Here is a 24,976-nt window from a genome sequence, read left to right as displayed (position 1 = left end):
GAATGCCGATACCCGACTTCCTGACTGAAATCTTCGCCACCCAGCCGCCGCTCGCCCGCGCGCTGTGGGCGGCCGTCGCGCTCGCATTGCTGATTGCTGCTCTGGCCGTGCTGCGGCTGGAGCGACGCATGTTTGCGGCGCGCGGCAAGGGCGCGTCGTGGTGGGTGGTGCGGCTGGCTTCGCTGCCGGCGCTGGCGGTCGTCGTGGCGGCAGTGCTCGGGCCGGCGCGCGCGGTGTCCGGCATGGAGGGGCTGGCGGTGTTCTACCTGCTGCTGCTCGTCGTCGCGCCGCTGCTGTGGTTCGGCGTGCACCTGCTGGCCGGCTGGCTCGCCTCGCCGCGCTTGTCGCGCGGCGAATCGGCGTGGATCGCCGGCAGCGGCCTGATGCTGCTGCTGTGTCCGCCGGCGGTGTTCACCGCGCTGCAGACGCCGGTATTCATGATTTCGCGCCAGTTCGACGCCGCCGCCCGCGCCTCGCGTCCCGAAATGCCGTTGCCGCATCGCGCCGATGCGGCGCAGCGCTTCCGTCTCGGTGACGCCGGCGTGCTCAATGCGCATTCGCTGATCGCGCCACCCGGCGTGCAGGTCGAGCGCGTCGAGGCCCTGCACGGCGGGCTGTGGGCCGACACCGCAACGCAGATGCATCCCTGGCTGTGCCGCAACGGCGACGACCTGCATCTGGCCTGGGCCGATGGCAGCGAACCGCCGCCGCTGCGCATCTACTGGCGCGACACGGCGGGCAAGGCGTGGCAGAGCCGTGTCAAGGTCGCACCTGCCGCTGTGCCGGTGCAGGATTTCGTTGTCGCCTGGCGCAACGACGGCTTCGACCTGCCGGTGCCGCTGTCGCGCGATCTCGTGCAGCCGGGCTGGCTGAGCGACGGACGGCTGCATTACCGCAGCCTGAACGGCGTGCTGCAGCCCGGTGAAAGCGCGCGCGACGACTGCGTCATGCGCGGATACAGGCGTGTAGCCGTCGACACCGAGGGGCCGGTGGCCGCCGTGCTGCTGCGCATCCATCGCCAACCACCGGCCGGCACCATCGAGCACCTGCTCGTTCGTCCCTGAGGGTGCGCCGACCTCCGTCCGCGCGGGGACGCTGCCACGCATGACGGCGGCAAATTGCCTGCCCGGAGGCGGGTACTCCCGGCCTACCATCCCGTCGGCATCGATGACGGAGATGGGTGAATGATCAGGACGTACGGAATGCGCCGGCACGCCGGCCACCTGCTGGCCACGCTGACGCTGGTGACGAGCGCTGCGTATGGCGAGGGCGGCAACACCGGCTGGCCGCTGCACGGCAATGACGCCGGCGGGCAGCGGCACGCGCGGCTGGAGCAGATCAACCGCGACAACGTGGCGACGCTCGAACCGGCCTGGACCTGGCATAGCGGCGTCAAGGCCACCTTCCAGGCCACGCCCATCGTGGTTGGCGACACGATGTATGTATCGCTGCCCTTCAGTCACGTTGCCGCGCTCGACGCGCGCAGCGGTCGCGAGCGGTGGCGCTACGAACATCCGCGCCCAGCGGGCCGGCTGTGCTGCGGGCCGGCCAACCGCGGCGTGGCAGTGCGCGACGGCCGCGTCTTCGTCGGAACCGTCGACGCCCGCCTGATCGCGCTCGATGCGCGCACCGGCGCGCCGCTGTGGAACGTAGCGGTGGCCGACGCAGCACCTGCGACCGAACAGGCGGCGCAACTGCCGGACAGCGACCCGCTGAGCCGACGCGAAACCCAGGGCTCGACCGGCGTCGGCATCGCAATGGCGCCGCAGGTGGCCGGCGATCTGGTCATCGTCGGCATCACCGGCGTCGGCTACGGCCTGCACCCGGAGAACGCAGTGGTCGGGCTGCCGGGCCAGTACGGCCGGCCGGGGGTACTGGCCGCCTTCGACGCCGCCAGCGGCCGGCGCGTGTGGCAGTTCGAAGTGACCGGCCCCGGCTGGGAGGGCGACTTCGCCGCCCGCACCGCAGACGGTCTGGATCTCGGCCGCGATCTGCCGGCCGAGCGCGCAGCGCTCGCCCGCGAGGGCGGGGCCTGGCGTCACGGCGGCGGCTCGCTGTGGGCGACGCCCGCCATCGACGCTGAACGCGGGCTGATCTTCTTCGGCACCGGCAACCCGTCGCCGCAGATGGCCGATGGCTCGCGCCCTGGCGACAACCTCTACACCGCTTCGCTGGTCGCACTCGACCTGCGCACCGGTCGCCGCGTCTGGCACCACCAGCAGGTGCCGCACGACCGTTGGGGCTATGACGTCGCCAGCCCGCCGGTGCTGTTCGAGCTGCAGCGGGGCGGCGAGCGCATCCCGGCGCTGGCGCAGCCGAGCAAGCTGGGCTGGGTCTACGTACACGACCGGCGCGACGGTCGACTGCTGTTCCGTTCCGAAGCCTTCGTGCCGCAGCAGAACCTGTTCGCCGCACCGAGCGCCGACGGCGTGGTGATCGCGCCGGGCATCGCCGGCGGCGCGAGCTGGTCGCCGTCGGCGCTCGACCCGGAGCAGGCGCTGCTGTTCGTGCCCGGCATCCATCTGCCGACCCGCTACACGGTGCGCGAGGCCGAGCGCCCGGACGGCAGCCGTTTCCATTACGTGGTCAGCGAGCCGGAAGGTCCGCGTGGCGGCGTGCTGGCGGCCGTCGACCTCGCACATGAGGGAAGGCTGCGCTGGCAGGTGAAGCTGGATCAGCCCATGGTCGGCGGCGTGCTGTCGACGGCCGGCGGGCTGGTGTTCACCGGCATCGGCGAGCGCAGCTTCGCCGCCTTCGACAGCGGCAGCGGCATGCGGCTCTGGTCGTGGCAGGTCGACGCCGGCGTCAATGCGCCGCCCGTCAGCTACGCCATCGACGGTCGCCAGTACGTCGCGGTCGCGGCCGGCGGCAACGCGCTGTTCGGCTTTCCGCAGGGCGATGCGCTCCACGTGTTCGCGCTGCCCCAGCCGGCTGTCGCAAGCGGGACCGGCCCCCGCTGAGCGACCCGCGCCGATATCGGTTAGATTGCGGGCCTCGACCGCCGGTGCGCCGGCACCCCACCGCCCGCAATGAAAGCCCTCGCCACCATCGCCAACGGCCTCGACGCCCGCATGCTGCGCGACGTGCTCGCCCTCGAAGGGCTGCACGTCAAGCTCGCCGCAGCCAGCGCTGACGCGCGGCAGGGCGGGGCGGTCACGCTGCTGATCGAGGACGACGAGTTCGCGCGTGGTCAGGCGCTGCTCGCGCGCTGGATGGCGGAACACCCGGCGCCCGCGCCCGATACCGCTCCACCTCCGCGCGCTGAATGAAGTCGGTCGGCGCGGCATGGCGGCGGCGCGTCGTCGCCGTCATCCTGCTGTTGCTGGCCGCACTGTGGCTGTTCGACCGGATTTTTCCGCCGCCGCTGCCGTCAGGCAACGACGGCTTCATCGTGCTGGCCCGCGACGGCAGCCCGCTGCGCGCCTGGCCCGGCAGCGACGGAGCCTGGCGCTATCCGGTCACCCCAGCCGAAGTGTCGCCGCGCTACATCGAAGCGTTGCTCGGCTATGAAGACCGCTGGTTCCGCTGGCACCCGGGCGTCAATCCGGCCTCGCTCGCGCGTGCCGCGTGGCAGTGGGCCACGACCGGCCGCATCGTGTCCGGCGGCTCGACGCTCACCATGCAGGTCGCGCGCATCCTCGAACCGGTGCCGCGCACGCCGCGTGGCAAGCTGCGCCAGATCGTGCGTGCGCTGCAGCTGGAATGGCGGCTGTCCAAGGACGACATCCTGACGCTCTACCTCAATCACGCGCCGATGGGCGGCATCGTCGAAGGGGTGGAGATGGCCAGCCGTGCCTATCTGGGCAAGCCGTCGCGCGATCTCAGTCACGCCGAAGCGGCGCTGCTCGCCACGCTGCCGCGCGCGCCCAGCCGACTGCGTCCGGACCGCGCGCCGCAGGCGGCACAGGCCGCGCGCGACCGCGTGCTGGCGCGGCTGGAACGCTTCGGCATCTGGTCGCCGGCGGTGGTGGCCGATGCGCGCATCGAGCCGGTGATCGCGCAGAAGCTGCAGGGCGCCTGGCTGGCGCCGCTGGCCGCCGAGCGCCTGCGCAGTCGCGCACGCAAGGCCGGCGCCGCCGGTCTCACCCGCGTCGCCAGCACACTGGACCGCGAACTGCAGACCACGGTCGAGCGCCTGCTGGCCGACCGTGCGAGCGTGCTGCCGCCGCGCGTGTCCATCGCTGCGCTGGTGCTGGATGCGGCGACGCTGGAGGTGCGCGCCTACGCCGGCTCGGCCGACTTCAGCGACAACGCGCGCGGCGCTCACGTCGACATGGTGCGCGGCGTGCGCTCGCCCGGCTCGGCGCTCAAGCCCTTCCTGTACGCGATGGCGCTGGACGACGGCCTGATCCACTCCGAAAGCCTGCTGATCGACGCGCCGCAGGCCTTCGGCGGCTACCAGCCCGGCAACTTCCAGGCGGACTTTTCCGGGCCGGTCAGCGTGTCCGAGGCGCTGCAACGATCGCTCAACGTGCCGGCGGTCGACCTGCTGGACCAGATCGGCCCAGCGCGTTTCGCCGCCCGGCTGACGGAGGGCGGCATCAAGCCGCGTATCGCGACTGGCGAACAGCACAACCTCAGCCTCATCCTCGGCGGCGCCGGCGTCACGCTGGAAGAACTGGTCGGTGGTTACCGCGCGCTCGCCGCCGGCGGTCTGGCCGGCAGGCCGCGGCTGACGCCGGACGCTCCGGTCGAGGAAACGCGGCTGATGAGCGAGGGTGCGGCCTGGATCGTGCGCGACATCCTCGAAGGCGGCGGCCACCCGGATCGGCCTTTCGTCGAGAGCGGGGGTGCGGCACCGCTGGCGTGGAAAACCGGCACCAGCTTCGGCTTCCGCGACGCCTGGGCGGTCGGCGTGTCCGGCCGCTACGCGCTGGGCGTGTGGCTGGGCCGGCCGGACGGCACGCCCAACCCCGGCTTTTTCGGCGCCAACGTGGCCGCGCCCTTGCTGAAGGACATCGCCGCGGCACTGCCGCGCGACGCCTTGCCCCCGCGCGACCGTCCGGCCACGGTGCAGCCGGTCGACATCTGCTGGCCCCTGGGCACGGCGGCGGCCGAAACGCCCGCGCCGCTGTGCCACCGACGCCGTGCCGCCTGGTCGCTGGCCGGCGCCGTGCCGCCCACCCGGCCGGACCGCATCGACGGCAGCAGCCTGCGCCAGACCCTCTGGATCGATCCGGCCAGCGGCCTGCGCACCGTGCCCGGCTGCGGCCACGGCCAGCCGCGTGATACCGCTCGCTGGCCCACGCTGCTGCAACCCTGGCTGGCCGGCTGGCTGCCCGCCGACCAGCGCATCCCCGACTGGCAGCCCGGCTGCGCCCCGACCGGCGGCACGCCCGCCGCCACGTTGCGCATCGTCGGCCTGAACGAAGCCAGCCGCCTGCGCCCGGCCCCGCACCAGCGCCACGTATCGCTGCAACTTGCCGTGCGCGGCGCGCAGGGGCCGGTGTACTGGCTGCTGGACGGGAAGAGGGTGATGCCGGACGCGGGTGGCAAGCTGCTGATGAACGAGGCGGGTGCGCACCGGCTGACCGTGCTGGACGAAGCGGGGCGGCATCATAGCGTCCGCTTCACGGTTGACGCGCCGCCGGGCATCTAGCCGGAACGAAGGAGCGCTTCCGCCGACGGCGGGCCGCGTGGCACCTGCTCTTGCGAGGGGCCGGCAGTGTTCCGTTCCTGACATTCCAACGGGCAAGGTCTGCGCGTACGGTGACGATGTGGTCCGATTCGGCGATGCCGCGCCGTGTCGCCTTGACCCGCGCGCTGGACGCCGTGAGCATGCAGTGCTCGGACGCGGTCACGCTGCGCTGACCGCCCATCGTTCTTCGCGCCACCGACTCCACGCTCGGCGGTCCCGTCTTTCGTTTCAACCTCCCATCCAATCAAGGAATAGCCATGACTCAAATTGTCGTCGATCACAACCCGACCGAAGAGAAGCTGAAGGCGCTGGGCGTGTCCAGCTGGTCGATCTGGGAAAAGGAAGTGTCGAAGTTCCCGCTCGACTTCTCGATGACCGAAAGCGCCTACCTGCTCGAAGGCGAGATCCACGTGACGCCGCAGGGTGGCGACAAGGTGGTGATCAAGGCCGGCGACTTCGTCGTGTTCCCGAAGGGCATGAAGTCGATGTGGGAAGTCGTGAAGCCGCTGCGCAAGCACTACAAGCACAGCTGAGCAAACCCGGCTGCGCAACGGAAGGGCCTTGATATTTCAAGGCCCTTTTTGTTTTGAAGGTGATTGGCTCCCGTGTGGTGGCGAAGTGCCACATAGTTGTCAGGTGCCGTGGATCGTTCAGGCGGATGATGCACTCATGTCCTGAACGCGGAGGGCGACTCTCCGGGTGCATCCGCTTGCGTCGCCCGCGTGTAGAGGATGGAACGAGACCGGTTGCTGTTCCGGTCAGTCTGCAGCTTTGGTCTGCGCCGTCGTCCGCCAGGGAGAACGGATTGAATCCATCGTTCAGCGCCGCGATGCCCTCCGTCGCCACGCACGACTTCGCGCAGGCGCTGTCGCCGGCTGACGACAGCGCCCGCTCCTTCGACCTGCTGGCGGAACTCGCGCGCGATCTGCGGCCGGGGGTGATTTTTCCCATCTGTTTCGACGCGCTGCTGTGCGTGCGGCAGACGCTGCGCGCGCCGGACGTGACGGCGCCGCAGCTGGCCGGTGCGGCGCGGGTCGATCCGCTGTTGTGTGCGCGGCTGTTGCGGCGAGCGAACCGCGGTCGGCGCGTCGCGCCAGTGACCGGCGTGCGCGATGCGCTGGCCAGGCTGGGCGCGGACCGGGCGCAGCGCGTGGCGCGTGCGGTGTCCTGTGGTCAGATCGGCTGTGCGCGCCAGCTTTCGCACGTCGATGAACTGTCGCGCCGGCTGTGGCTGCACACGCTGCGCACCGCCGCCGGTGCCTATGTGCTGGCGCGCCGGCTCACGTCGCTCGATCCGGACGAGGCGATGACGGCCGGGCTGCTGCACGACATCGGCGCCTTCTACCTGCTGGACCGCCTGGCCCGGCGTCCGTCGGCGGCGTTCGACGCGCAGGACATCAATGCGCTCATCCTCGAATGGCACGAAAGCGTGGGCGAATCGTTGCTGCAGTCGCTGGGCGTGCCCGAGGTGCTGATCGACGCGATGCGCGACCACGAACAGCCGCGCGCACGCACCGGCATGCCCCGCTCGCTGTCGGATCTGGTGTTCTCCGCCAGCGTGCTGGCCGGCGGAGCGACCGAGCTGTACGACGACCCGGTATGTCATGTGAGTCAGCGCCCGGCGCCGACGCGTGAGCGATTCGCCGGGCTGTTGCCGGAGATCGAACAGGTTTTCGGTGTGTTGCGACGCGGGGCGATGCAGGGATAGGGCGGGTTTCTTGTGGGAGCGGCCTTGGCCGCGACACGGCCGTCGCTGTCCGCAGGCTTCGATGCAGGCCGCTGTCGGGGTCAGAAGACCCCTCCCACAGAAACCCGGCTCCGGCAGCGATCAGGGAGCGCTTCTTGTGGGAGCGGCCTTGGCCGCGATGCGGCTGTCGCTGTCCGCAGGCTTCGCTGCAGATCAAGAATAAGCCCGCCTCGGGGATGCGGAGGCGGGCCTTTTTCATGCCGGCCGGACGACTTCAGGCGAGGTCGTAGCGGTCGGCGTTCATCACCTTGGTCCAGGCGGCGACGAAGTCGCGGACGAACTTTTCCCTGTTGTCGTCCTGTGCGTAGACCTCGGCGTAGGCGCGCAGGATGGAGTTCGAACCGAACACCAGATCGACGCGGGTGGCCGTCCATTTCACCTGACCGGTCTTGCGGTCGACGATTTCGTACAGATTGCTGCCGACCGGCTTCCAGCGGTAGGCCATGTCGGTCAGATTGACGAAGAAGTCGTTCGTCAGCGCGCCGACGCGGTCGGTGAATACACCGTGCGGGCTGCCGCCGTGATTGGCACCCAGCACGCGCAGACCGCCGATAAGCGCGGTCATCTCGGGGGCAGTGAGGCCGAGGAGCTGGGTGCGGTCGAGCAGCAGTTCTTCCGGCTTCACCACATAGTCGCGCGGTTGCCGGTTGCGGTAGCCGTCGGCGGCCGGCTCCAGCACTTCGAAGGATTCGACGTCGGTCTGCGCCTGCGTGGCGTCGCCGCGGCCCGGCGCGAAGGGCACGTCGACCTTGATGCCGGCCGCCTTGATCGCCAGTTCGACGCCGACATTGCCGGCCAGCACGATGACGTCGGCGACGCTGGCGCCGGTGTCGGAAGCGATGCGTTCGTACACCGGCAGCACCCGGGCCAGGCGGGCCGGTTCATTGGCTTCCCAGTCCTTCTGCGGCGCGAGGCGGATGCGTGCGCCGTTGGCGCCGCCGCGGAAGTCGGAGCCGCGGAAGGTGCGGGCGCTGTCCCAGGCTGTGGCGACCATGTCGCCGATGCTCAGGCCGGCGGCGGCGATCTTCGCCTTGACCGCGGCGACATCGTAGTCGGTGCGACCGGCGGGTACCGGATCCTGCCAGATCAGGTCTTCGGACGGCACCTGCGGGCCGATGTAGCGCGCCTTCGGGCCCATGTCGCGGTGGGTGAGCTTGAACCAGGCGCGGGCGAACACTTCGCTGAAGTAGGCCGGGTCGGCGTGGAAGCGTTCGGAAATCTTCCGGTAGGCCGGGTCCATCTTCATCGCCATGTCGGCGTCGGTCATGATGGGGTTGCGGCGGACGGACGGGTCTTCGGCGTCGACCGGCTTGTCTTCCTCGCGGATGTTGACCGGTTCCCATTGCCACGCGCCGGCCGGGCTCTTCCTCAGTTCCCAGTCGTAACCAAGGAGCAGCTTGAAGTAGCCGTCGTCCCACTTGGTCGGGTTCGTGGTCCAGGCGCCTTCGAGGCCGCTGGTGACCGCCTGATTGCCGACGCCGCGCGTGCTGTGGTTCATCCAGCCGAAACCCTGTTCCTCGATCGGCGCGCCTTCGGGCGAGGGGCCGAGCAGGGCGGCATCGCCATTGCCGTGCGCTTTGCCCACGGTGTGGCCACCGGCGGTGAGCGCCACGGTTTCCTCGTCGTCCATCGCCATGCGGGCAAAGGTGACGCGTACATCGTGGGCGGTTTTCAGCGGATCCGGCTGGCCGTCCACGCCTTCCGGGTTCACGTAGATCAGACCCATCATCACCGCGGCCAGCGGATTGGCGAGGTCGCGTTCGCCCGAGTAGCGGCTGTGCGGGTTGTCCGACTTGGCCAGCCATTCCTTTTCCGAACCCCAGTAGATGTCTTTTTCCGGGTGCCAGATGTCCTCGCGGCCGAAGGCGAAGCCGTAGGTCTTGAGGCCCATCGATTCATAGGCCACGGTGCCGGCGTACAGGATGAGGTCGGCCCAGGACAGCTTGTTGCCGTACTTCTTCTTGATCGGCCACAGCAGGCGACGGGCCTTGTCGAGGTTGCCATTGTCGGGCCAAGAGTTGAGCGGTGCGAAACGCTGGTTGCCGGTGCCGCCGCCGCCGCGGCCGTCGGCCACGCGGTAGGTACCGGCGGCATGCCAGGCCATCCGTATCATCAGGCCACCGTAGTGACCCCAGTCGGCCGGCCACCAGTCCTGACTTTCGGTCATCAGCGCGGTCACGTCCTTGCGCAGCGCTTCGAAATCGAGCTTCTTCACCTCTTCCCGGTAGTTGAAGCCTTCGCCCATCGGATTGGTCTTGCGGTCGTGCTGGTGAAGGATGTCCAGGTTCAGCCCCTCGGGCCACCACTCCATCACGTTGATGCGGCCGTTGGTCGCACCGCCGTGCATGACCGGGCATTTGCCGATCGTGTTCTGGTCTCTCGTGTTCACATCGCTCTCCTTGTTCTTCGGAACGCCGGCGCGATGCTTCGGGCCGGTGTCAGGTAAGCGCCCGGAACAACTTTCGCGGGCAGTTCGTGGTGCAACGGAGGTGCGGGGGGAGCAACGCCCCGCCATCAGCCCTGCATGCTCTGTTTTTCTGTGTGCTTGATCGTGATGCTGCGTCGACCGTGCAGAACGGATTCTGCGTCGCCGCCCGCAGTGCCGTGATCGTTATTTTCTTTATATTTAGACCAAGTCTAAAAGATCATCCAAGGTGCAGTGCGACATGGGCGTCAAGGGCTGACAGGACGTTCGATTTCGCATCGGCGATCCATGCGGCAGGCGCGCGATCGAAATGTTCCCGTGGTCCCGCCAATCAACGCCAGCGGCCAGCGCCGGCCGCGTCGTGGCCAAGGCCGCTCCCACAAGGGAGGCGCCCGATCCGCGGCCGGAGCTCGGGCGGGGTTCTGTGGGAGGGGTCTTGACCCCGACAGCTGCCTGCATCGAAGCCTGAGGACCGCAGCAGCCGAGTCGCGGCCAAGGCCGCTCCCACGGGGCCGGGCGCCAGACCCGCGGCCGGAGCCAAGGTTTGTGGGAGACGGTCTTTTGACCCTGACCGTCGCGTCGAACTAGAACGGCGAGTCGGCGTGGGCGAGGCGAACGTCGATGTTCGCCCAGGCCGCGATCTGCGGCAGATGCGGGTCGACGATGCCCTGTGCGGCCAGTGCCGGGAGATCGCCTTCCGGCAGGGCACAGGACTTCACCAGCAGCACGGCCGGGCTGCCGATGCGGGCAGCAAGCCAGACGGCGATGCTGTCGGAGGTGACCGTCCAGTCTCGCGGGATGTCGGTGCTGAGGTCGAGACGACGGGAAGGCAGCCACACTGGCGTGCGGCCAGCCGCGCAGTGATCGACCAGCGCGTCGACGTCGTCGCAGGCGACCAGTGCCGGGAACAGGTCGCACAGCATGAGCCCACACTGGTCCATCGCGCGCAGCGCCATGCGGTGAGCCGCGTCGTCGGAAAAGCGCCAGTGCGTCTGGGCGTCGCGTACGGCGTCGGCATACGGCCCGCCGCCGGGCACGATGACGGCGCTGCCCGCGGCGTCTCCGGCCAGACGATTGCACCAGCGTTGCAGTCGTCCGTCATGCGGGTCGGACAACAGGCTGCCGCCGAGCTTGATCACCACCGGTGCGCGGGTCACGGCTTGTCGTGGCGGTCGATGCGGCGGTCCAGCACCTGGCCAAGCAGGCGCAGCGCCAGCAGATAGACGATGGCCGACGCGAGCATCTGCGCACCGCCGCCGGTCAACGTCTTGAACGGCGCGTAAAGCAGGCCGAAGGCGACGACGCCGACCAGATGGATGACGGCGGACGGTTTCATCGCCCACCCTCGGCCAGCAAGGCCACGGCGGCCGCGGGTGCGCAGGTGGTGGCTTCGTCCGCGCAGTCGGGCGCGAGATCGGCCAGCAGCTCACCCAGCGTGACGGCCGGGCGACCGAGCGCGCGGGCGAGACGGGCGGCGACGAAGCGGCCGGCGCCGGCGCAGACCACCGGTGCGTCGGGTGCGAGTGCGGCGATGCCGGGCAGGGCGCTGCAGGCGTCCACCAGCGCGTCAAGTTGAGCCTCGGCGAAAGCCGATGCGAGTGCGCGCCAGTCGTCCATCGAGCCTTCGGCGAGATCGCGACCTATCATGCGCGCCAGCCGGCGGGCGCTGGCCTCCGCCGTCTTGGCGCCGCCGTCGGCCGCCGGGTACTGGTCGGCGTGCTCCGGCAGCGCCCCGAGCAGGCGCCACACGTCCGCCGTGGTGGCGAAGTACTCGGCCATCAGCCGGTGGCGCCGGCCTCTGAAGTCGACCGCCGGCGCCAGCGCCATCAGCGGCGTGCGGACGACGCCGGCATAGACCAGCTCGCCGCTGATCAGCCGGTCGGCGTCGGAGCGGCTGGTCGTGGCGACGCCGCCATCGATGACGATGAGGTCGCTGGTGGTGCTGCCGACGTCGGCCAGCAGCGCCTGCGGCAGACGGGTGGCGATCCACGCCGCGGTGGCGAGCCAGTTGGCCGAGGCGATGTCGTCGGCGCGCACGCGCGCGTCATCGACCTGCGCCCAGCCGGCGCGACCGGCGTACAGCGAGATGTCGCCGGCCACTGCCGTGCGCATGCGTTGCGCAATGCCGGCCACGCCGTCGGCGCGGGTGTCAAACAGGTCGGTCATTTCGCCGGTCATCGTGATCGCGTGACGCGGCGCGGCACCCAGTGCGGCCAGCGCGTTGGCCACGGCGGCGTCGAGCTTGTCCAGCCCCTGCCACAGCGGGCAGGCCACCTGCACCATGCCGCTCACCCGGCCGTCGTCGATGCGCGCGGCCTTCACGTGAGCGCCGCCGATGTCCCAGCCGATCAGCGCGGCGTCAGACGGTTTCTTCATGGGCTTCAAGGGTCAGGGTGTGCGGACGCGGAGCGTCGGTCGACGGCAGCGTGCCATCGCGTGCCGCGCTCAGCGTGGCGGCGACCAGATTGAGGCCGATCGCTGCGCGCAGCGCACAGGCCGAGGTACTCATGCGCGGATTGATTTCGACCACGACCGGGCCGTCTTCCGTTTCGATGAAATCGACGCCGACCGGCCCGAGCAGGCCGGGCACGGCGGCGGCGATGCGCTGTGCGAGCGCAGCGTGCTGTGGCGTGGCGTCGACGGCGCCGACGGCGAGCGCTGAGAGGCGCACGCGTTCGCCGCGGTGTTCGAGCACTTGCCGGTTTACCGACAGCAGGGCGGCGCGGCCGCGCGCGCACAGCAGGTTCATGCTGCGCGCCTCGCCGTCCAGCCAGGGCTGGGCGATGTGATGCGGCCCGGCCGCCCGCAGCGCGCGGGCGGCGGCAGCGCGGTCGACCAGGCATTGCAGGCCGTCGCAACCGGCGCCGTCGTCCGGCTTCACCACCCACGCGCCGAGAATGTCCGGCAGCGCATCGGCGTCGCTGTAGTGCGGCAGCACGGCGACGCCGGCCTCGGCCAGCACGCGCGCGGTGCGCGATTTCGACGTGGCGACACGGCAACTCGCGGCGTCGCAGCCGAGCAGGCGGCTGCCGCTCGCTTCGACGCGGGCCGCTAGCGTGACCAGCAGATCGCCGGTTTCCGGCGCGACGATGAGCGCCGCGTCGGCAGCGGCCAGTGCGGCGTCGAAGGCCGTGTCGAACGCGCCGGCCTCGTTGGCCACTGCAATCGAGTCAGGCAGCGGCGCTTCGAGCCGGGCGTCGTGCAGCGTCACCAGTTCGGCGCCAGCGATGTCGGCGGCGTCGCGCAGAAGCGCATCGCGCATCAGGCGGCCTTCGCGCGCGAGCGAGCCGGGCAGCGGCTGGCCGGCCAGACCGCCGCCGGTGATAAACTCGAACACGAAAATTCGTTGATTCATATAAGGTTTTCTGTGCCTGAACTGATACCCGTGATCGACCTGATGCAAGGTCGGGTGGTGCACGCGCGCCGTGGCGACCGGCAAGCTTACCAGCCGCTGCGCTCGCGTCTGGTCGAGGGCTGCGCGCCAGCCGAAGTGGTCGATGCGCTGCTCGCGGCGACCGCCGCCCGCCATATGTACATTGCCGACCTCGACGCCATCCGCCGGCTGGGCGGCGATCACGCGGCCGTGATCGCCGCACTGGCCAAGCGTCATCCACAGGTCGAGTTCTGGGTGGACGGTGGTTTTGCCGATGCCGACGCCGCGCTGGCGCTGCACCGCGCAACCGGCGCGACACCCGTGCTGGGCAGCGAAAGCCTGACCGACCCCGATGCGTTGGCGAAGCTGTCGGCGGCGGGCGTGCCGGCGCTTCTGTCGCTCGACTATCGCGGCGGCGTGCCGCTCGGCGCCGACTGGGCACACGCGCCGGGATTCTGGCCGGCGCGGTTGATCGCGATGGAACTGGCGCGTGTCGGCTCGGAAGCCGGGCCGGAGCTGGCGCTGATCGACCGCCTGCGCGCCCGGCGCCCGGACGTCGCGGTGATTGCCGCCGGTGGCGTGCGCGACGCGGCCGACCTGGCGGCGCTGGACGCCGCCGGCGTACCGGCCGTGCTGGTGGCGAGCGCTCTGCACGACGGCCGGCTCGCGGGCTGCTGAGGCTGCGTGCTGCGGTGCGGAACTGGCGGTGTTTGAAACGCCACGATTTTTTACCGACAGATCAATCGCAAGGAGTAGATTGCATTTCGATAAAGCACGGCTTGATCACGGGCAGATCCGGCGCGGCGTGAACAGCTCAGGGAAATGAAAGCCCGCCGAATGGCGGTCCGGATCGCTTGCATGGGTCCGACATGACGAACTGGCAAGAAAATGCCATACGTATCGACAGACGACAGCCCGGAATTGCTTTCGACGCATGCGGCCGGTCCGCGCGAACGTCGGCTGGTCAGTCTCGTCGTCATATTTTCGCTGCTGCTTTTTGCAATCAGCGTGCCCTACGCGAAAATGCCTTTGCCACATATTCCGGCATTTGTCGCGGTCTACGATTCCGCATTGTTCGTCGTCTATCTGGTCACCGCCGTACTGCTTTACGGGCATGGCGTGACGCTGCGCTCAAGCGCCATGTTCCTGCTGGCGGACGGCTTTCTCTATGCCTCGGCGATGATCGCGCCGCATCTGCTCACCTATCCAGATGTGTTCTCGGCGGAAGGATTGCTCGGCGCGAATCACCAGACCACCGCCTGGATATTCCAGTTCTGGCATGTCGGATTTCCGCTGTGCGTGATCGGCTATTCATTGATGATGCCGAAAGAATGCAGCAAGGGTCCCGGAATACGCTCGATATTCGGCAGCGCGGGTCGACATGTGTCATGCACGTTGCTGCTGGCCGTATTATCCACGCTGCTGGCGATACACGGCACGAATGTATTGCCGGACATCATGAAAGGGACATTCGGATATACCCACCGAATGTTCTGGATCGTGTCCGCAATATGGATTCTGAATGGCTTTGCGCTGTATGTGCTGTGGCGCAAGACACCACGCGCCGCGCTCGATCTGTGGCTCATCGTCACCATGGTGGCCTGGCTGCTGGAGGTGGCGCTGGTGGCCGTGTTCAACGCCGGGCGCTACGATCTCGGCTTCTACGTCGGGCGCGTCCACGGGCTGCTGGCGGCCAGTATGGTGCTGGTCGCGCTGGTGATCGAGAACGGGCGCCTGTACGCCCATCTCGGCCGTGCGCATGAGCGGGTGAGGCTGAAGGCTTCGGAACTCGAACGCCTGAATGCGACCGATGCGCTGACCGGTATCGCCAATCGCCGGGTGTTCGGCGAAACGCTGGGTCGCGAATGGCATCGCAGTTTGCGCAGCGGCCGGCCGCTGTCGCTACTGATGCTGGATGTCGATCATTTCAAGCCCTACAACGACACGCACGGTCACCTCGGCGGCGACGACTGCCTGCGCGGTGTGGCGCAGGCGCTGGCGTCCTGTACGCGGCGCGCCTCCGATCTGGTGGCGCGCTACGGCGGCGAGGAGTTCGCCATCCTGCTGCCGGACACCGGCGAGTCGGACGCCTCGGCGGTGGCGCAGTCGGCCTGCCGCGCCGTGCTGTCGCTCGGCATTCCGCACGGCAAGTCGTCGGCGCACGACTGCGTAACGATCAGCGTCGGCGTCGCCACCTTCGTACCGCCGCCCGCCTTTGTCGGCAAGCTCGCCGGGCAACCGTCGTCGCTGATCGATGCGGCCGACCATGCTCTGTACGACGCCAAGCAGCAGGGCCGCAACCGCGTCGTCGTGCAGGTGCAGCCGGTGAGCTACCACACCAGCGGATTCACCCGGTAGTAGGACGACAGTTCGGCGTAGGCCTCGGGCAGCGCCGCGGCGAGATGCTGCGGGCGCTCGAAGAAGCTCTCTGTGGCAACGGCAAAGAACTCAGCCGGGCTGTAGGCCCCGTAGGGGTCGAGCACCGGCGGCTCGTGCGCCGCGACCTGCTGGTGCAGCATGGCGTAGGCGGCGCCCATCACCGCCGCCCAGCGCGCCACGCGCGCCGCACCGCGCAATGGCGGGGCACCGTTCGCCTCGCCGTTCTCCTGGTCGAGTTGGTGCGCGAATTCGTGAATGACGACGTTGTGCCCGTCGGTCGCGTCGGCGGCACCGGCCAGCACCGCGTCCCAGGCCAGCACCACCTGGCCGCGCGACGACGATTCGCCCAGATGCACGCGCCGCCAGGCGTGCTGCACGCCGGCGGCGTCGGTTTCGGTGCGGGCCACCGCGAAGGCGCCGGGATAGACCAGGATTTCGCGCAGCCCGGCGAAATAGTCGGTCGGTCGGTTCAGTATCAGCAGACAGGCCTGGGCGGCGATCAGCACCCGCACCTCGTCGGTGATCACCATGCCGTCGCAGCCGATGAAGCGCTTCTCCGCGACGAACACCTGGATGCGTCGGCGCAATTGCTGCTGCAGGTCAGGCGGCAGTGCGCGCCAGGCCGCCATGTTCTGCTGCAACAGACGGCGCCACGCGGCAGGGAATGGACGCGCCCGGATGCGGCGTCGGCGCAGCGCGGTACGCAGCGGATCGGCGAACAGCCACAGTGCGGCAGACAGCAGTACCGCGATCAGTGCCGCCAGTGCGAGGGTGGAGGTGAGCGGAGTCATCGTTTCCAGATCGGGGCAGCGGCGGTGGTTTCAAGCCGGGCAGATATCCTGCGTCGGCGCGGTCCGCTTCGATGCGCAGTCGGGGTCGGAAGACCCCTCCCACACAGCCGCTCCGGCACCGGCCACGGGTCGGGCGTACTCCCTGTGGGAGCGGCCTTGGCCGCGACGGGGCTGTTGCGGGCCGTCGGTTTTGATACAGGCTGGTTCGGGGGTCAGAAGACCCCTCCAGCAGGGAGGTATGGAGGCCGGTGCGTACGCGCCTTCTTCCGACCCCGACCGCTCGCCATCGCACACGCTCGACGACGTGCTACGGTGGGCGACCGTCATCGCCCCGGGCTCACCATGCATGCCGACTGGAACGCCTGCCACCCCGGGCAACTCGCCTGTACCGGCGCGCATTTCCTGCACGCCAAGGATTTCGTGTTCCGCAAGTGGTGCGAGCTGGCGGTCGAGCGCAATGTGGTGGTGCCGGTCGATCTGTCAGGTGCCTGCCGCTACGGCTCGCTGTTCATGAACCGCGTGTTCGGCGGTTCGCTGCGCGGCCATTTCCAGCACCAGTACAACTACATCGATCACCGTGTCGTCGATCTCAGTCACGACGCGGCGGACGTGGGCGCGATGACCCACCCCTATCTGCACGAGCCGGACTACTTCGAACTCGATTCACTGCAGGACTCGCTGGCCGGCTGCCTGCCGCGCGTCGACCGCTGGGTGCTCGAATTCCTGGCTGAGGTTGACGCGCGACAGCAGTGCCCGGCCGGCTCGGACCCGGCAGCGGTCGTGCTCAGAGCCTGACAGGCGTCGGCGGCGTGCCGCCGGTCAGCGCGGCTATCAGGTTGTCGGCGGCGAGGTCGGCCATGGCCTTGCGGGTGGCGCCGGTGGCGCTGGCGATGTGCGGCGTCAGCACGATGTTGGGGACTTCGAGCAGTCCCGGATTCAGCTTCGGTTCGCCTTCATAGACGTCGAGCGCGGCGGCACCGATGCGGCCGCTGCGCAGCGCCTCCACCAGCGCGGCGTCGTCAACCACGCCGCCGCGCGCGATATTGGTCAGCGTGGCGCTCGGCTTCATCAGCGCCAGTTCGGCGGCGCCGATGGCGTGGTGCACGGCCGGCGAATAGGGCACGACCAGCAGCAGGTGGTCGGCTTCGCGCAGCAGCGTGTCCTTGTCCACCCAGCGTGCGCGGAGCGGGGTTTCGATGGCGGCCGGGAGCGGGCTGCGGTTGTGGTAGATCACCTTCATGCCGAAGCCGAAGGCGCCGCGGCGGGCGATCGCCTGGCCGATGCGGCCCATGCCGAAGATGCCCAGCGTCTTGCCGTAGACGTCGACGCCATTCATCAGCGTGTAGGTCCAGTGCGTCCACCGGCCGTCGCGCAGGAAGCGTTCGCTTTCGGTGACGCGACGGGCGGCCGCCATCATCAGCGCGAAGCCGAAGTCGGCGGTCGATTCGGTCAGCACGTCCGGCGTGTTGCTGACCAGGATGCCGCGCGCCGTGCAGGCGGCGACGTCGATGTTGTTGTAGCCGACCGCCATCGTGCATACCGCGCGCAGGCCGGGGCAGGCGTCGAGCAGTGCGGCGTCGATTTTCTCGTTGGCAGTGATGAAGGCGCCGGCCTTGCCCTGCAGCCGCGCGATCAGTTCGGGCTGCGTGAACACGCGGTCTTCCTGGTTGGCGTCGACGTCGAAATGCTGCGACAGACGGTCTATCAGTTCAGGCAGGACATAGCGGGCGACGAGAATCGAGGGGCGGCTCAAGACAGGCTCCGGTGATGTGCAGGAGCGCCGAATCTAGCGCGCGGCCCGCCGTCAGGCGAGCCGCAGCGCACAAGTGTTACGCGGCACGCGGCAGCACAGTTGCCGCGCGCCGGCGGCTTACCAGGGCAGCGCTTCGCCCATGTGGAAGAAGCCGCCGGTCGGGCCGTCGGCCGGCAGCGTGGCCAGCTGCACGCTGGTCTTGCCGCCGTCGGCGATGTCCATCGGCGCGTTCGGGCCGCCCATGTCTGTCTTCACCCAGCCCGGGTGGGCGGAGTTCACCTTGATCGGCGTGCCGGCCAGTTCGGCCGCCAGGTGCACGGTGTAGGCGTTCAGCGCGGTCTTCGACGCGTTGTAGGCCACTTCCTTGGCCGGCGCGATCGGCGAGTCCGGCGCGCAGTGCGTGCCGAGCGAACCGAGGATGGACGACAGATTCACGATGCGGCCGGCCGGTGCCTGGCGGATCAGCGGCAGCAGGATCTGCGTCAGTTCGATCACCGCGAAGAAGTTCACGTCGAAGGTGCGGCGCAGGACGTCCTGCGACACCGTGCTGGCGTTCGGCGCGAAGAAATCGCCGAGCGCGATGCCGGCGTTGTTCACCAGGATGTCGAGCCGGCCGTACTGGCTGGCGAAGTGGTCGTACACCGCCTGGAAGGTCGACGGCTTGGTCGCGTCGAAGCCGATGGCCGAGGCGGTGATGCCTTCGTTGCGGAGGGCGGCGACGGCTTCTTCGCCCTTCTCCGGATCGCGCACGCCGATCACCACTTCAATGCCGAGGCGGCCAAGACCGCGCGCGGTTTCGAGGCCGATGCCACGGTTGCCACCGGTGATGAAGGCGACTTTCTGTTGCGTGTTCATGCTCTAGCTCCTCAGGGATTGCGGGCGTGCAGGGGCTGGTCCGGCCCTGCGTCGGAAATGTCTGCGGGCATGCGGCTGTCCCAGCCGCCGCCCAATGCACGGATAAGACCGACCGCGGCGCGCGCGCGTTCGCCTTCGAGCTGCGAGGCGACACGTCGCTGCAGCAGCACGCTGCGGTCGGCATCGATCACGTCGAGCTGGCTGACCGATCCTTCGCGGTACTGGATCTGCGACAGCTGCGCGGCGCGCGCGGCGGCGCGTACTGCTTCGTCCTGCGTGCGCGTCTGTTCCGCCAGGATGCGCAGGCCGGCCAGGTTGTCCTCGACCTCGCGGAAGGCGGACAGCACCGTCTGACGGTAGGCGGCGACTTCTTCGTCGTAGACGGCGCGGGCGCGTTCCAGCCCGGCTTCGCGCGCGCCGCCGTCGAAGATCGGCAGCGTCAGCGCGGTGCCGACCAGCGGCCCGAGCACGAAGCTGCGCGTGCTCCACTGGAACAGATTGCCCAGTTCGGACGACTCGTAGCCGAGTGCGCCGGTCATGTTCAGGCGCGGAAACCAGGCCGCCTGCGCGATGCCGACGCGGGCGTTGGCCGCGGCCATCGCGCGTTCGGCGGCGGCGATGTCGGGTCGCCGTTCGAGCAGTGCCGAAGGCAGGCCCGGCGGGATGTCGAGCGTGACCCGTTCGAGCGGCTGCGGCTCGAGCGCGAAGTCCGCCGGTGCGCGGCCCAGCAGCAGCGCCAGTGCGTGTTCCGCGTTGGCGCGACGGCGCGACACGCCGAAGGACTCGGACTGCGCCGACGCCAGTTCGGTCTTTGCGCGCGCCAGTTCCAGCTCGCTCACGTCGCCCTCGTCGAAGCGCCGCTGCACCAGGCGCAGCGTTTCGGTGCGTAGCTGCACGGTGCCGGTGTAGAGCGCCTGTTCGGCGTCCAGCTCGCGGATCAGGAAATAGGTCTGTGCGACGTCGGCCTGTAGCGCGAGCTGCAGCGAGCGGAACAGCGCCTCGCGCTGCTGTGCGGTGGCGCTGGCCGCATCGACGCCGGCGGCGACGCGGCCGAACAGGTCGACCTCGTAGGCGACGGTGGCCTGCGCGCGCCACAGCGTGAGGGCGCGACCGTCCGCGCTGTCGTCGAGCCCCTGTGCCGCTGGTGACTGCCGTTGCCGCGTCGGCCCGAAACCGGCGCCGACCTGCGGCGATTGCTGTGAACGGGCGTCGCGCACCAAGGCACGAGACTGGGCGAGGCGTGCGGCGGCGGCCTTCAGGTCCTGGTTGGCGTCCATCGCCTGGGCGACCAGCGTGTTCAGGCGACCGTCGCCGAACACCGTCCACCACTCGCCGCGCGCCAGTTCTTCCGACGGCCGGGCCGGCTTCCAGTCCTTGTTGCCGGACGGCACTTCCTTGAAGGCCTGCGGCGTATCGACCGCCGGGCGTTCGTAGGTCTGCATGACCGAGCAGCCGGCCAGTACCAGCAGACTGGACAGCAGCACGGCGCCGGTCCGCAGCGAGCGGTAGGCCGTTGTGTGAGCGAGCGTGCTCGCGATGGCGGCCTTCGGCTTGGCGTCGGCCGTGTTCAATGATGTGTTCATGTCCATGCTCCGGGTCAGTGGGCGACGGCTGCGACATCGGGCAGCGGCGTGTGGCCGGCGTGGGTGAGGCGCTTGCCCGAGGCCTTGCGCAGCAGCACGTAGAACACCGGGGTCAGGAAGAGGCCGAAGAAGGTGACGCCCAGCATGCCGGAGAACACCGCCACGCCCATGGCATGACGCATTTCCGAACCGGCGCCGCTCGACGTGACCAGCGGCACCACACCCATGATGAAAGCGATCGATGTCATCAGGATCGGGCGCAACCGCAGCCGGCTGGCTTCGATCGCCGCCTCGACGATGCCGCGTCCGCGCAGTTCCAGTTCGCGGGCGAATTCGACGATCAGGATGGCGTTCTTCGCCGACAGCCCGACCAGCACCATCAGGCCGATCTGCGTGAAGATGTTGTTGTCGCCGGCGGTGAGCCAGACACCGGTCAGCGCGGCCAGGATGCTCATCGGCACGATCAGGATGACGGCCAGCGGCAGCGTCAGGCTTTCGTACTGCGCGGCGAGCACCAGGAACACCAGCAGCACGCTGATCGGGAACACCCAGACACCGGCGTTGCCGGCCAGGATCTTCTGGTAGATCAGGTCCGTCCATTCGTACTTGACGCCGCGCGGCAGCACTTCGTCGGCGATGCGCTCGGCCGCGGCCTGCGCCTGGTCGGACGAATAGCCGGGCGCCGGGCCGCCGTTGATGTCGGCCGAGGTGTAGCCGTTGTAGCGCACCACCATTTCCGGGCCGAAGCTCTGCTTCACCTTGACCAGCGAGGACAGCGGCACCATGTCGCCATTCGCGTTGCGCGTCTTCAGCGCCAGGATGTCGGCGGCTTCGGCGCGGAAGGGCGCGTCGGCCTGGGCACGCACCTGATAGACGCGGCCGAAGCGGTTGAAGTCATTCACGTAGAGCGAGCCGAGGTAGATCTGCATGGTGTCGAACACGTCGGTGATCGGTACGCCGAGCTGCTTGGCCTTCACGCGGTCGAGATCGACGTCGAGCTGCGGCACGTTGATCTGATAGCTGGAGAAGGTCGGGCCCAGTTCCGGCGCCTTGGCGGCGGCAGCGATGAAGGCCTCCTTGGCCGCTTCCAGTTCGGCATAGCCGAGCGCGCCACGGTCCTGCAACTGCAGCTTGAAGCCGCCCAGCGTGCCCAGGCCCATGACCGGCGGCGGCGGGAACACCGCGATGTAGGCGTCCTTGATGTCGGCGAACTTGGCGTTCAGCGACGCGGCGATCGCACCGGCCGACAGCTCCGGGCTCTTGCGCTCGTCGAAAGGCTTCAGCGTCGCGAACACGATGCCGGCGCTGGAGCTGTTGGTGAAGCCGTTGATCGACAACCCAGGGAAGGCGACCGCGTTCTCGACGCCCGGCTGGGCGAGCGCGATCTCGCCCATGCGGCGGATCACATCTTCCGTGCGGTCGATGGACGCGCCGGCCGGCAGCTGGGTGAAGCTGATCAGGTACTGCTTGTCCTGCGCCGGCACGAAGCCGCCCGGCACCAGATAGGACAGGCCGACCGTCGCGCCGAGCAGCACGGCATACACGCCCATGGCCGCGCCCTTGCGCTGGATCATGCCGCTGACGCCGCGCCCGTAGCTTTCCGAACTGCGATTGAAGAAGCGGTTGAAGCGCGCGAAAAAGCCGCCGAACACGGCATTCATCGCCCGCGTCAGCGCATCCGGCTTGGCGTCGTGACCCTTCAGCAGCATGGCCGCCAGTGCCGGCGACAGCGTCAGCGAGTTGAAGGCGGAGATCACCGTCGAGATGGCGATGGTCATCGCGAACTGCTTGTAGAACTGGCCGGTCAGGCCGGTCATGAAGGCCAGCGGCACGAACACGGCGACCAGCGTCAGCGCGATGGCGATGATGGGGCCGCTCACTTCCTGCATCGCGCGGTAGGTCGCTTCGCGCGCCGACAGCCCCTCGGCGATGTTGCGCTCGACGTTCTCGACCACCACGATGGCGTCATCGACCACGATGCCGATGGCCAGCACCATGCCGAACAGCGACAGCGCGTTGATCGAGTAACCGAAGCCCAGCATCAGCGAGAAGGTGCCGACGATGGACACCGGCACCGCCAGCAGCGGAATGATGGAGGCGCGCCAGGTCTGCAGGAACACGATGACCACCAGCACCACCAGCGCGATCGCTTCGAGCAGCGTCACGATGACCGCCTTGATCGACGCGCGCACGAACTGCGTCGGGTCATAGACGATGCGGTATTCGACCGAGGGCGGGAAATCCTTGGAAAGCTCGGCCATGGTTTCGCGCACCGCCGCCGACACGTCGAGCGCGTTGGCGCCCGGTGCCTGGCGGATCGGCAGCGCCACCGCCGGCTTGTTGTCGAGCAGCGAGCGCAGGCCGTATTCCGACGCCGCCAGCTCGACCCGTGCGACATCGGCCAGCCGTGTGATGCTGCCGTCGGGCGAGGACTTCAGGATGATGTCCGAGAACTCCTCGACCGTCTGCAGCCGGCCCTGCGCGTTGACGGAGAGCTGCAGCGGCACGTCGGCCGCGTTCGGCGAGGCGCCGATGACGCCGGCCGCCACCTGCACGTTCTGTTCGCGGATCGCGCGCACCACGTCGCTGGCCGTCATGTTGCGCTGGGCCACCTTCTGCGGGTCCAGCCACACGCGCATCGCGTAGTTGCCGGAGCCGAAAAGGCCGACCTCACCGACGCCCTTGATGCGCGCCAGGCGGTCCTTCACGTTGATGACGGCGTAGTTGCGCAGATAGGTGGTGTCGTAGCGGTTATCCGGCGAAATCAGGTGCACCACCATGGTCAGCGTGGGCGAGCTCTTGAGCGTGGTCACGCCGAGTCGCTGCACGTCTTCCGGCAGCCGCGGCATCGCCTGCGACACGCGGTTCTGCACCAGCTGCTGTGCCTTGTCCGGGTCCATGCCGAGGTTGAAGTACACGGTCAGCGTCAGGTTGCCGTCGCTGTTCGCCTGCGACTGCATGTACAGCATGTCCTCGACGCCGTTGATCGCCTCTTCCAGCGGCGACGCCACGGTTTCGGCGATCACCTTGGGGTTGGCGCCCGGGAACTGGGCGCGCACGACGACCGATGGGGGCACCACTTCCGGATACTCGGAAATGGGCAGCTGGAACAGCGACAGCGCGCCGGCCAGCAGGATGAGCACCGACAGCACGCCGGCGAAGATGGGCCGGTCGATGAAGAATCTGGAAATGTTCATGGCATCAGGCCTTCACGTTCGGAGCACGCCGGGCCGGTTGCGCGGGCGCACCGACCAGGCTTTCGCGGTTCATCGGCACGCTCTTCGGTGCCACGGTGTCGCCCGGACGGGTGCGCTGCAGGCCACTGACGACGATGCGCTCGCCGGCGTTCAGGCCGTTCTCGATGATGCGCAGGCCGCTCTGGCGCGCCCCCAGCCTCACCTCGCGGTAGGCGGTGCGGTTCGTTTCGTCGACCACCAGCACGAAGCGCTTGTCCTGGTCGGTGCCGATGGCGCGTTCGTCAATCAGCACCGCTTCGCGCGGGGCGCCTCCGCCGAGGCGGATGCGCGCATAGAGGCCGGGCAGCAGCAGGCCGTCGGCGTTGTCGAACACGGCGCGCACGCGGATGGTGCCGGACGAGGTGTCGAGCCGGTTGTCGACCGAGGCGACGGTGCCGCGGCGCGAGTGGCCTTCTTCGTCGGCCAGGCCGAGGAAGACCGGCACCGGCTCGCCACCGGCGGCGCGGGCCGGATTCACGTACTTCAGGAAGCTCTGTTCGTCGACGTCGAAGGCGGCGTAGATCTTGTCCATCGACACCAGCGTGGTCAGCGGCGTGGTGCCGGCGCCGGCGGCGACGATATTGCCGACGGTCACTTCGGCGCGCGAAATGCGGCCGGACACCGGTGCGGTGATGCGTGTGTATTCGAGGTTGAGTTTCGCGGCAGTCAACGCGGCCTGCGCTGCCTGGACCTGGGCGGCGGCTTCGCGCGCGGCATTCTGCTTCTCGTCGAGGTCGCGCTTCGCGATCGCGTTGTCGGCGGCGAGGCGCTGGCCACGTGCCAGTTCGGTCGCGGTATAGGCGGCGCGCGTTTCGGCGGCGGCCAGCTGCGCCTGCGCGCGCTCCACGTCGGCGGCGTAGGGGCGCGGGTCGATGGTGAACAGCACGTCGCCCTTCTTCACGCGGGCGCCGTCGCGGAAATGCACGGCGGTCAGCGTGCCCGATACCAGCGGGCGGATTTCGACGCGGTCCACCGCCTCCAGCCGGCCTGAGTAATCCTGCCAGTCGATGATGGTCTGGCGGCTGACTTCGGCCACCTCGACCGGAGTGGCGGCCGGCGCCGCAGCTGCGGCGGGCGGCGTGTCGGCCTGTGCGCGCAGCACGGCGAAACCGCCGGTGGCGATCAGTGCGGTAATGACGAGGGCGAGGGCGGTGCGCGTATGCGGGATGGACATGGCGGCTTCCTTGCTGGAGGGT

At 69.1% G+C, this 24,976-nt stretch carries 20 protein-coding genes; 9 read left to right on the top strand and 11 right to left on the bottom strand.

The window, feature by feature from the left end; genetic code table 11:
- Nucleotides 1–2 precede the first annotated feature (2 nt).
- The 6 genes from AC51BJ_RS15715 to AC51BJ_RS15690 all read left to right on the top strand — a co-directional run bounded on the left by AC51BJ_RS15715 (nucleotide 3) and on the right by AC51BJ_RS15690 (nucleotide 7,346).
- A complete protein-coding gene (locus AC51BJ_RS15715) occupies nucleotides 3–1,064 on the top strand; it encodes a hypothetical protein (RefSeq protein WP_496280843.1) in 1,062 nt (353 codons plus the stop codon).
- A 120-nt stretch (nucleotides 1,065–1,184) separates the two neighbouring features.
- Nucleotides 1,185–2,960 carry a pyrroloquinoline quinone-dependent dehydrogenase gene (locus AC51BJ_RS15710; RefSeq protein WP_496280842.1) on the top strand — a complete coding sequence of 592 codons (1,776 nt, stop codon included), beginning with the start codon at nucleotides 1,185–1,187 and terminating at the stop codon, nucleotides 2,958–2,960.
- A gap of 69 nt (nucleotides 2,961–3,029) precedes the next feature.
- A complete protein-coding gene (locus AC51BJ_RS15705; RefSeq protein ID WP_496280841.1) occupies nucleotides 3,030–3,269 on the top strand; it encodes a hypothetical protein in 240 nt (79 codons plus the stop codon).
- Nucleotides 3,266–5,599, top strand: coding sequence for a penicillin-binding protein 1C (pbpC, locus tag AC51BJ_RS15700; RefSeq protein WP_496280840.1), 2,334 nt, complete (start codon nucleotides 3,266–3,268; stop codon nucleotides 5,597–5,599). The genes AC51BJ_RS15705 and pbpC overlap by 4 nt, the downstream gene beginning before the upstream one ends.
- A gap of 296 nt (nucleotides 5,600–5,895) precedes the next feature.
- Nucleotides 5,896–6,171, top strand: coding sequence for a cupin domain-containing protein (locus AC51BJ_RS15695; RefSeq protein WP_304003548.1), 276 nt, complete (start codon nucleotides 5,896–5,898; stop codon nucleotides 6,169–6,171).
- A gap of 272 nt (nucleotides 6,172–6,443) precedes the next feature.
- Entirely contained in the window at nucleotides 6,444–7,346 is a 903-nt protein-coding gene (locus AC51BJ_RS15690) for an HDOD domain-containing protein (protein WP_496280839.1), read from the top strand.
- Between the two features lie 253 nt (nucleotides 7,347–7,599).
- Here AC51BJ_RS15690 and katG read toward each other — a convergent pair whose 3' ends face one another.
- From katG to AC51BJ_RS15665, 5 genes are all read right to left on the bottom strand, one after another.
- Entirely contained in the window at nucleotides 7,600–9,774 is a 2,175-nt protein-coding gene (gene katG, locus AC51BJ_RS15685; protein WP_496280838.1) for a catalase/peroxidase HPI, read from the bottom strand.
- A 620-nt stretch (nucleotides 9,775–10,394) separates the two neighbouring features.
- Complete coding sequence (locus AC51BJ_RS15680; RefSeq protein WP_496280837.1) at nucleotides 10,395–10,967, bottom strand: amino acid kinase family protein; 573 nt, start codon at nucleotides 10,965–10,967, stop codon at nucleotides 10,395–10,397.
- Nucleotides 10,964–11,146, bottom strand: a complete 183-nt coding sequence (locus AC51BJ_RS15675; RefSeq protein ID WP_496280836.1) for a hypothetical protein — start codon at nucleotides 11,144–11,146, stop codon at nucleotides 10,964–10,966. The genes AC51BJ_RS15680 and AC51BJ_RS15675 overlap by 4 nt, the downstream gene beginning before the upstream one ends.
- On the bottom strand, nucleotides 11,143–12,186 hold the full coding sequence (locus AC51BJ_RS15670; RefSeq protein ID WP_496280835.1) for a hydantoinase/oxoprolinase family protein: 1,044 nt from the start codon (nucleotides 12,184–12,186) through the stop codon (nucleotides 11,143–11,145). Before AC51BJ_RS15670 ends, AC51BJ_RS15675 begins: the two co-directional genes overlap by 4 nt.
- Nucleotides 12,170–13,165: an ATP-grasp domain-containing protein gene (locus AC51BJ_RS15665; protein ID WP_496280834.1), complete on the bottom strand. Its 996-nt coding sequence runs from the start codon at nucleotides 13,163–13,165 to the stop codon at nucleotides 12,170–12,172. The genes AC51BJ_RS15670 and AC51BJ_RS15665 overlap by 17 nt, the downstream gene beginning before the upstream one ends.
- Nucleotides 13,166–13,177: 12 nt before the next feature.
- On the opposite strand from AC51BJ_RS15665, the gene AC51BJ_RS15660 reads away from it, so the two are divergent.
- Together AC51BJ_RS15660 and AC51BJ_RS15655 are read left to right on the top strand one after the other, a co-directional pair.
- Complete coding sequence (locus tag AC51BJ_RS15660; RefSeq protein ID WP_496280833.1) at nucleotides 13,178–13,861, top strand: HisA/HisF-related TIM barrel protein; 684 nt, start codon at nucleotides 13,178–13,180, stop codon at nucleotides 13,859–13,861.
- A gap of 330 nt (nucleotides 13,862–14,191) precedes the next feature.
- On the top strand, nucleotides 14,192–15,541 hold the full coding sequence (locus AC51BJ_RS15655) for a sensor domain-containing diguanylate cyclase (RefSeq protein WP_496280832.1): 1,350 nt from the start codon (nucleotides 14,192–14,194) through the stop codon (nucleotides 15,539–15,541).
- Here AC51BJ_RS15655 and AC51BJ_RS15650 read toward each other — a convergent pair.
- Nucleotides 15,514–16,353, bottom strand: coding sequence for a M90 family metallopeptidase (locus AC51BJ_RS15650; RefSeq protein WP_496280831.1), 840 nt, complete (start codon nucleotides 16,351–16,353; stop codon nucleotides 15,514–15,516). The genes AC51BJ_RS15655 and AC51BJ_RS15650 overlap by 28 nt on opposite strands.
- A 312-nt stretch (nucleotides 16,354–16,665) precedes the next feature.
- Between AC51BJ_RS15650 and AC51BJ_RS15645 the strand changes: the two genes are divergently transcribed.
- The gene (locus AC51BJ_RS15645) at nucleotides 16,666–17,148 is read left to right on the top strand and encodes a transcriptional regulator (protein WP_496280830.1); all 483 of its coding nucleotides are present in this window, start codon (nucleotides 16,666–16,668) and stop codon (nucleotides 17,146–17,148) included.
- On the opposite strand, the gene AC51BJ_RS15640 is transcribed toward AC51BJ_RS15645, so the two are convergent.
- The 5 genes from AC51BJ_RS15640 to AC51BJ_RS15620 form a co-directional block, all read right to left on the bottom strand.
- Nucleotides 17,138–18,106 carry a 2-hydroxyacid dehydrogenase gene (locus tag AC51BJ_RS15640; protein ID WP_496280829.1) on the bottom strand — a complete coding sequence of 323 codons (969 nt, stop codon included), beginning with the start codon at nucleotides 18,104–18,106 and terminating at the stop codon, nucleotides 17,138–17,140. The genes AC51BJ_RS15645 and AC51BJ_RS15640 overlap by 11 nt on opposite strands.
- Before the next feature lie 117 nt (nucleotides 18,107–18,223).
- Nucleotides 18,224–18,961 carry an SDR family oxidoreductase gene (locus tag AC51BJ_RS15635; RefSeq protein ID WP_496280828.1) on the bottom strand — a complete coding sequence of 246 codons (738 nt, stop codon included), beginning with the start codon at nucleotides 18,959–18,961 and terminating at the stop codon, nucleotides 18,224–18,226.
- 11 nt (nucleotides 18,962–18,972) lie between these two features.
- The gene (locus tag AC51BJ_RS15630; protein WP_496280827.1) at nucleotides 18,973–20,544 is read right to left on the bottom strand and encodes an efflux transporter outer membrane subunit; all 1,572 of its coding nucleotides are present in this window, start codon (nucleotides 20,542–20,544) and stop codon (nucleotides 18,973–18,975) included.
- Between the two features lie 14 nt (nucleotides 20,545–20,558).
- Nucleotides 20,559–23,741, bottom strand: coding sequence for an efflux RND transporter permease subunit (locus AC51BJ_RS15625; RefSeq protein WP_430433690.1), 3,183 nt, complete (start codon nucleotides 23,739–23,741; stop codon nucleotides 20,559–20,561).
- Nucleotides 23,742–23,745: 4 nt separating this feature from the next.
- On the bottom strand, nucleotides 23,746–24,954 hold the full coding sequence (locus AC51BJ_RS15620) for an efflux RND transporter periplasmic adaptor subunit (RefSeq protein WP_496280826.1): 1,209 nt from the start codon (nucleotides 24,952–24,954) through the stop codon (nucleotides 23,746–23,748).
- Nucleotides 24,955–24,976 lie beyond the last annotated feature (22 nt).

The sequence above is a fragment of the Methyloversatilis sp. S146-33 genome (assembly GCF_059552495.1).
The sequence above is the reverse complement of the archived record's forward strand: the minus strand, read 5'-3'. Positions and strand labels throughout refer to the sequence as shown.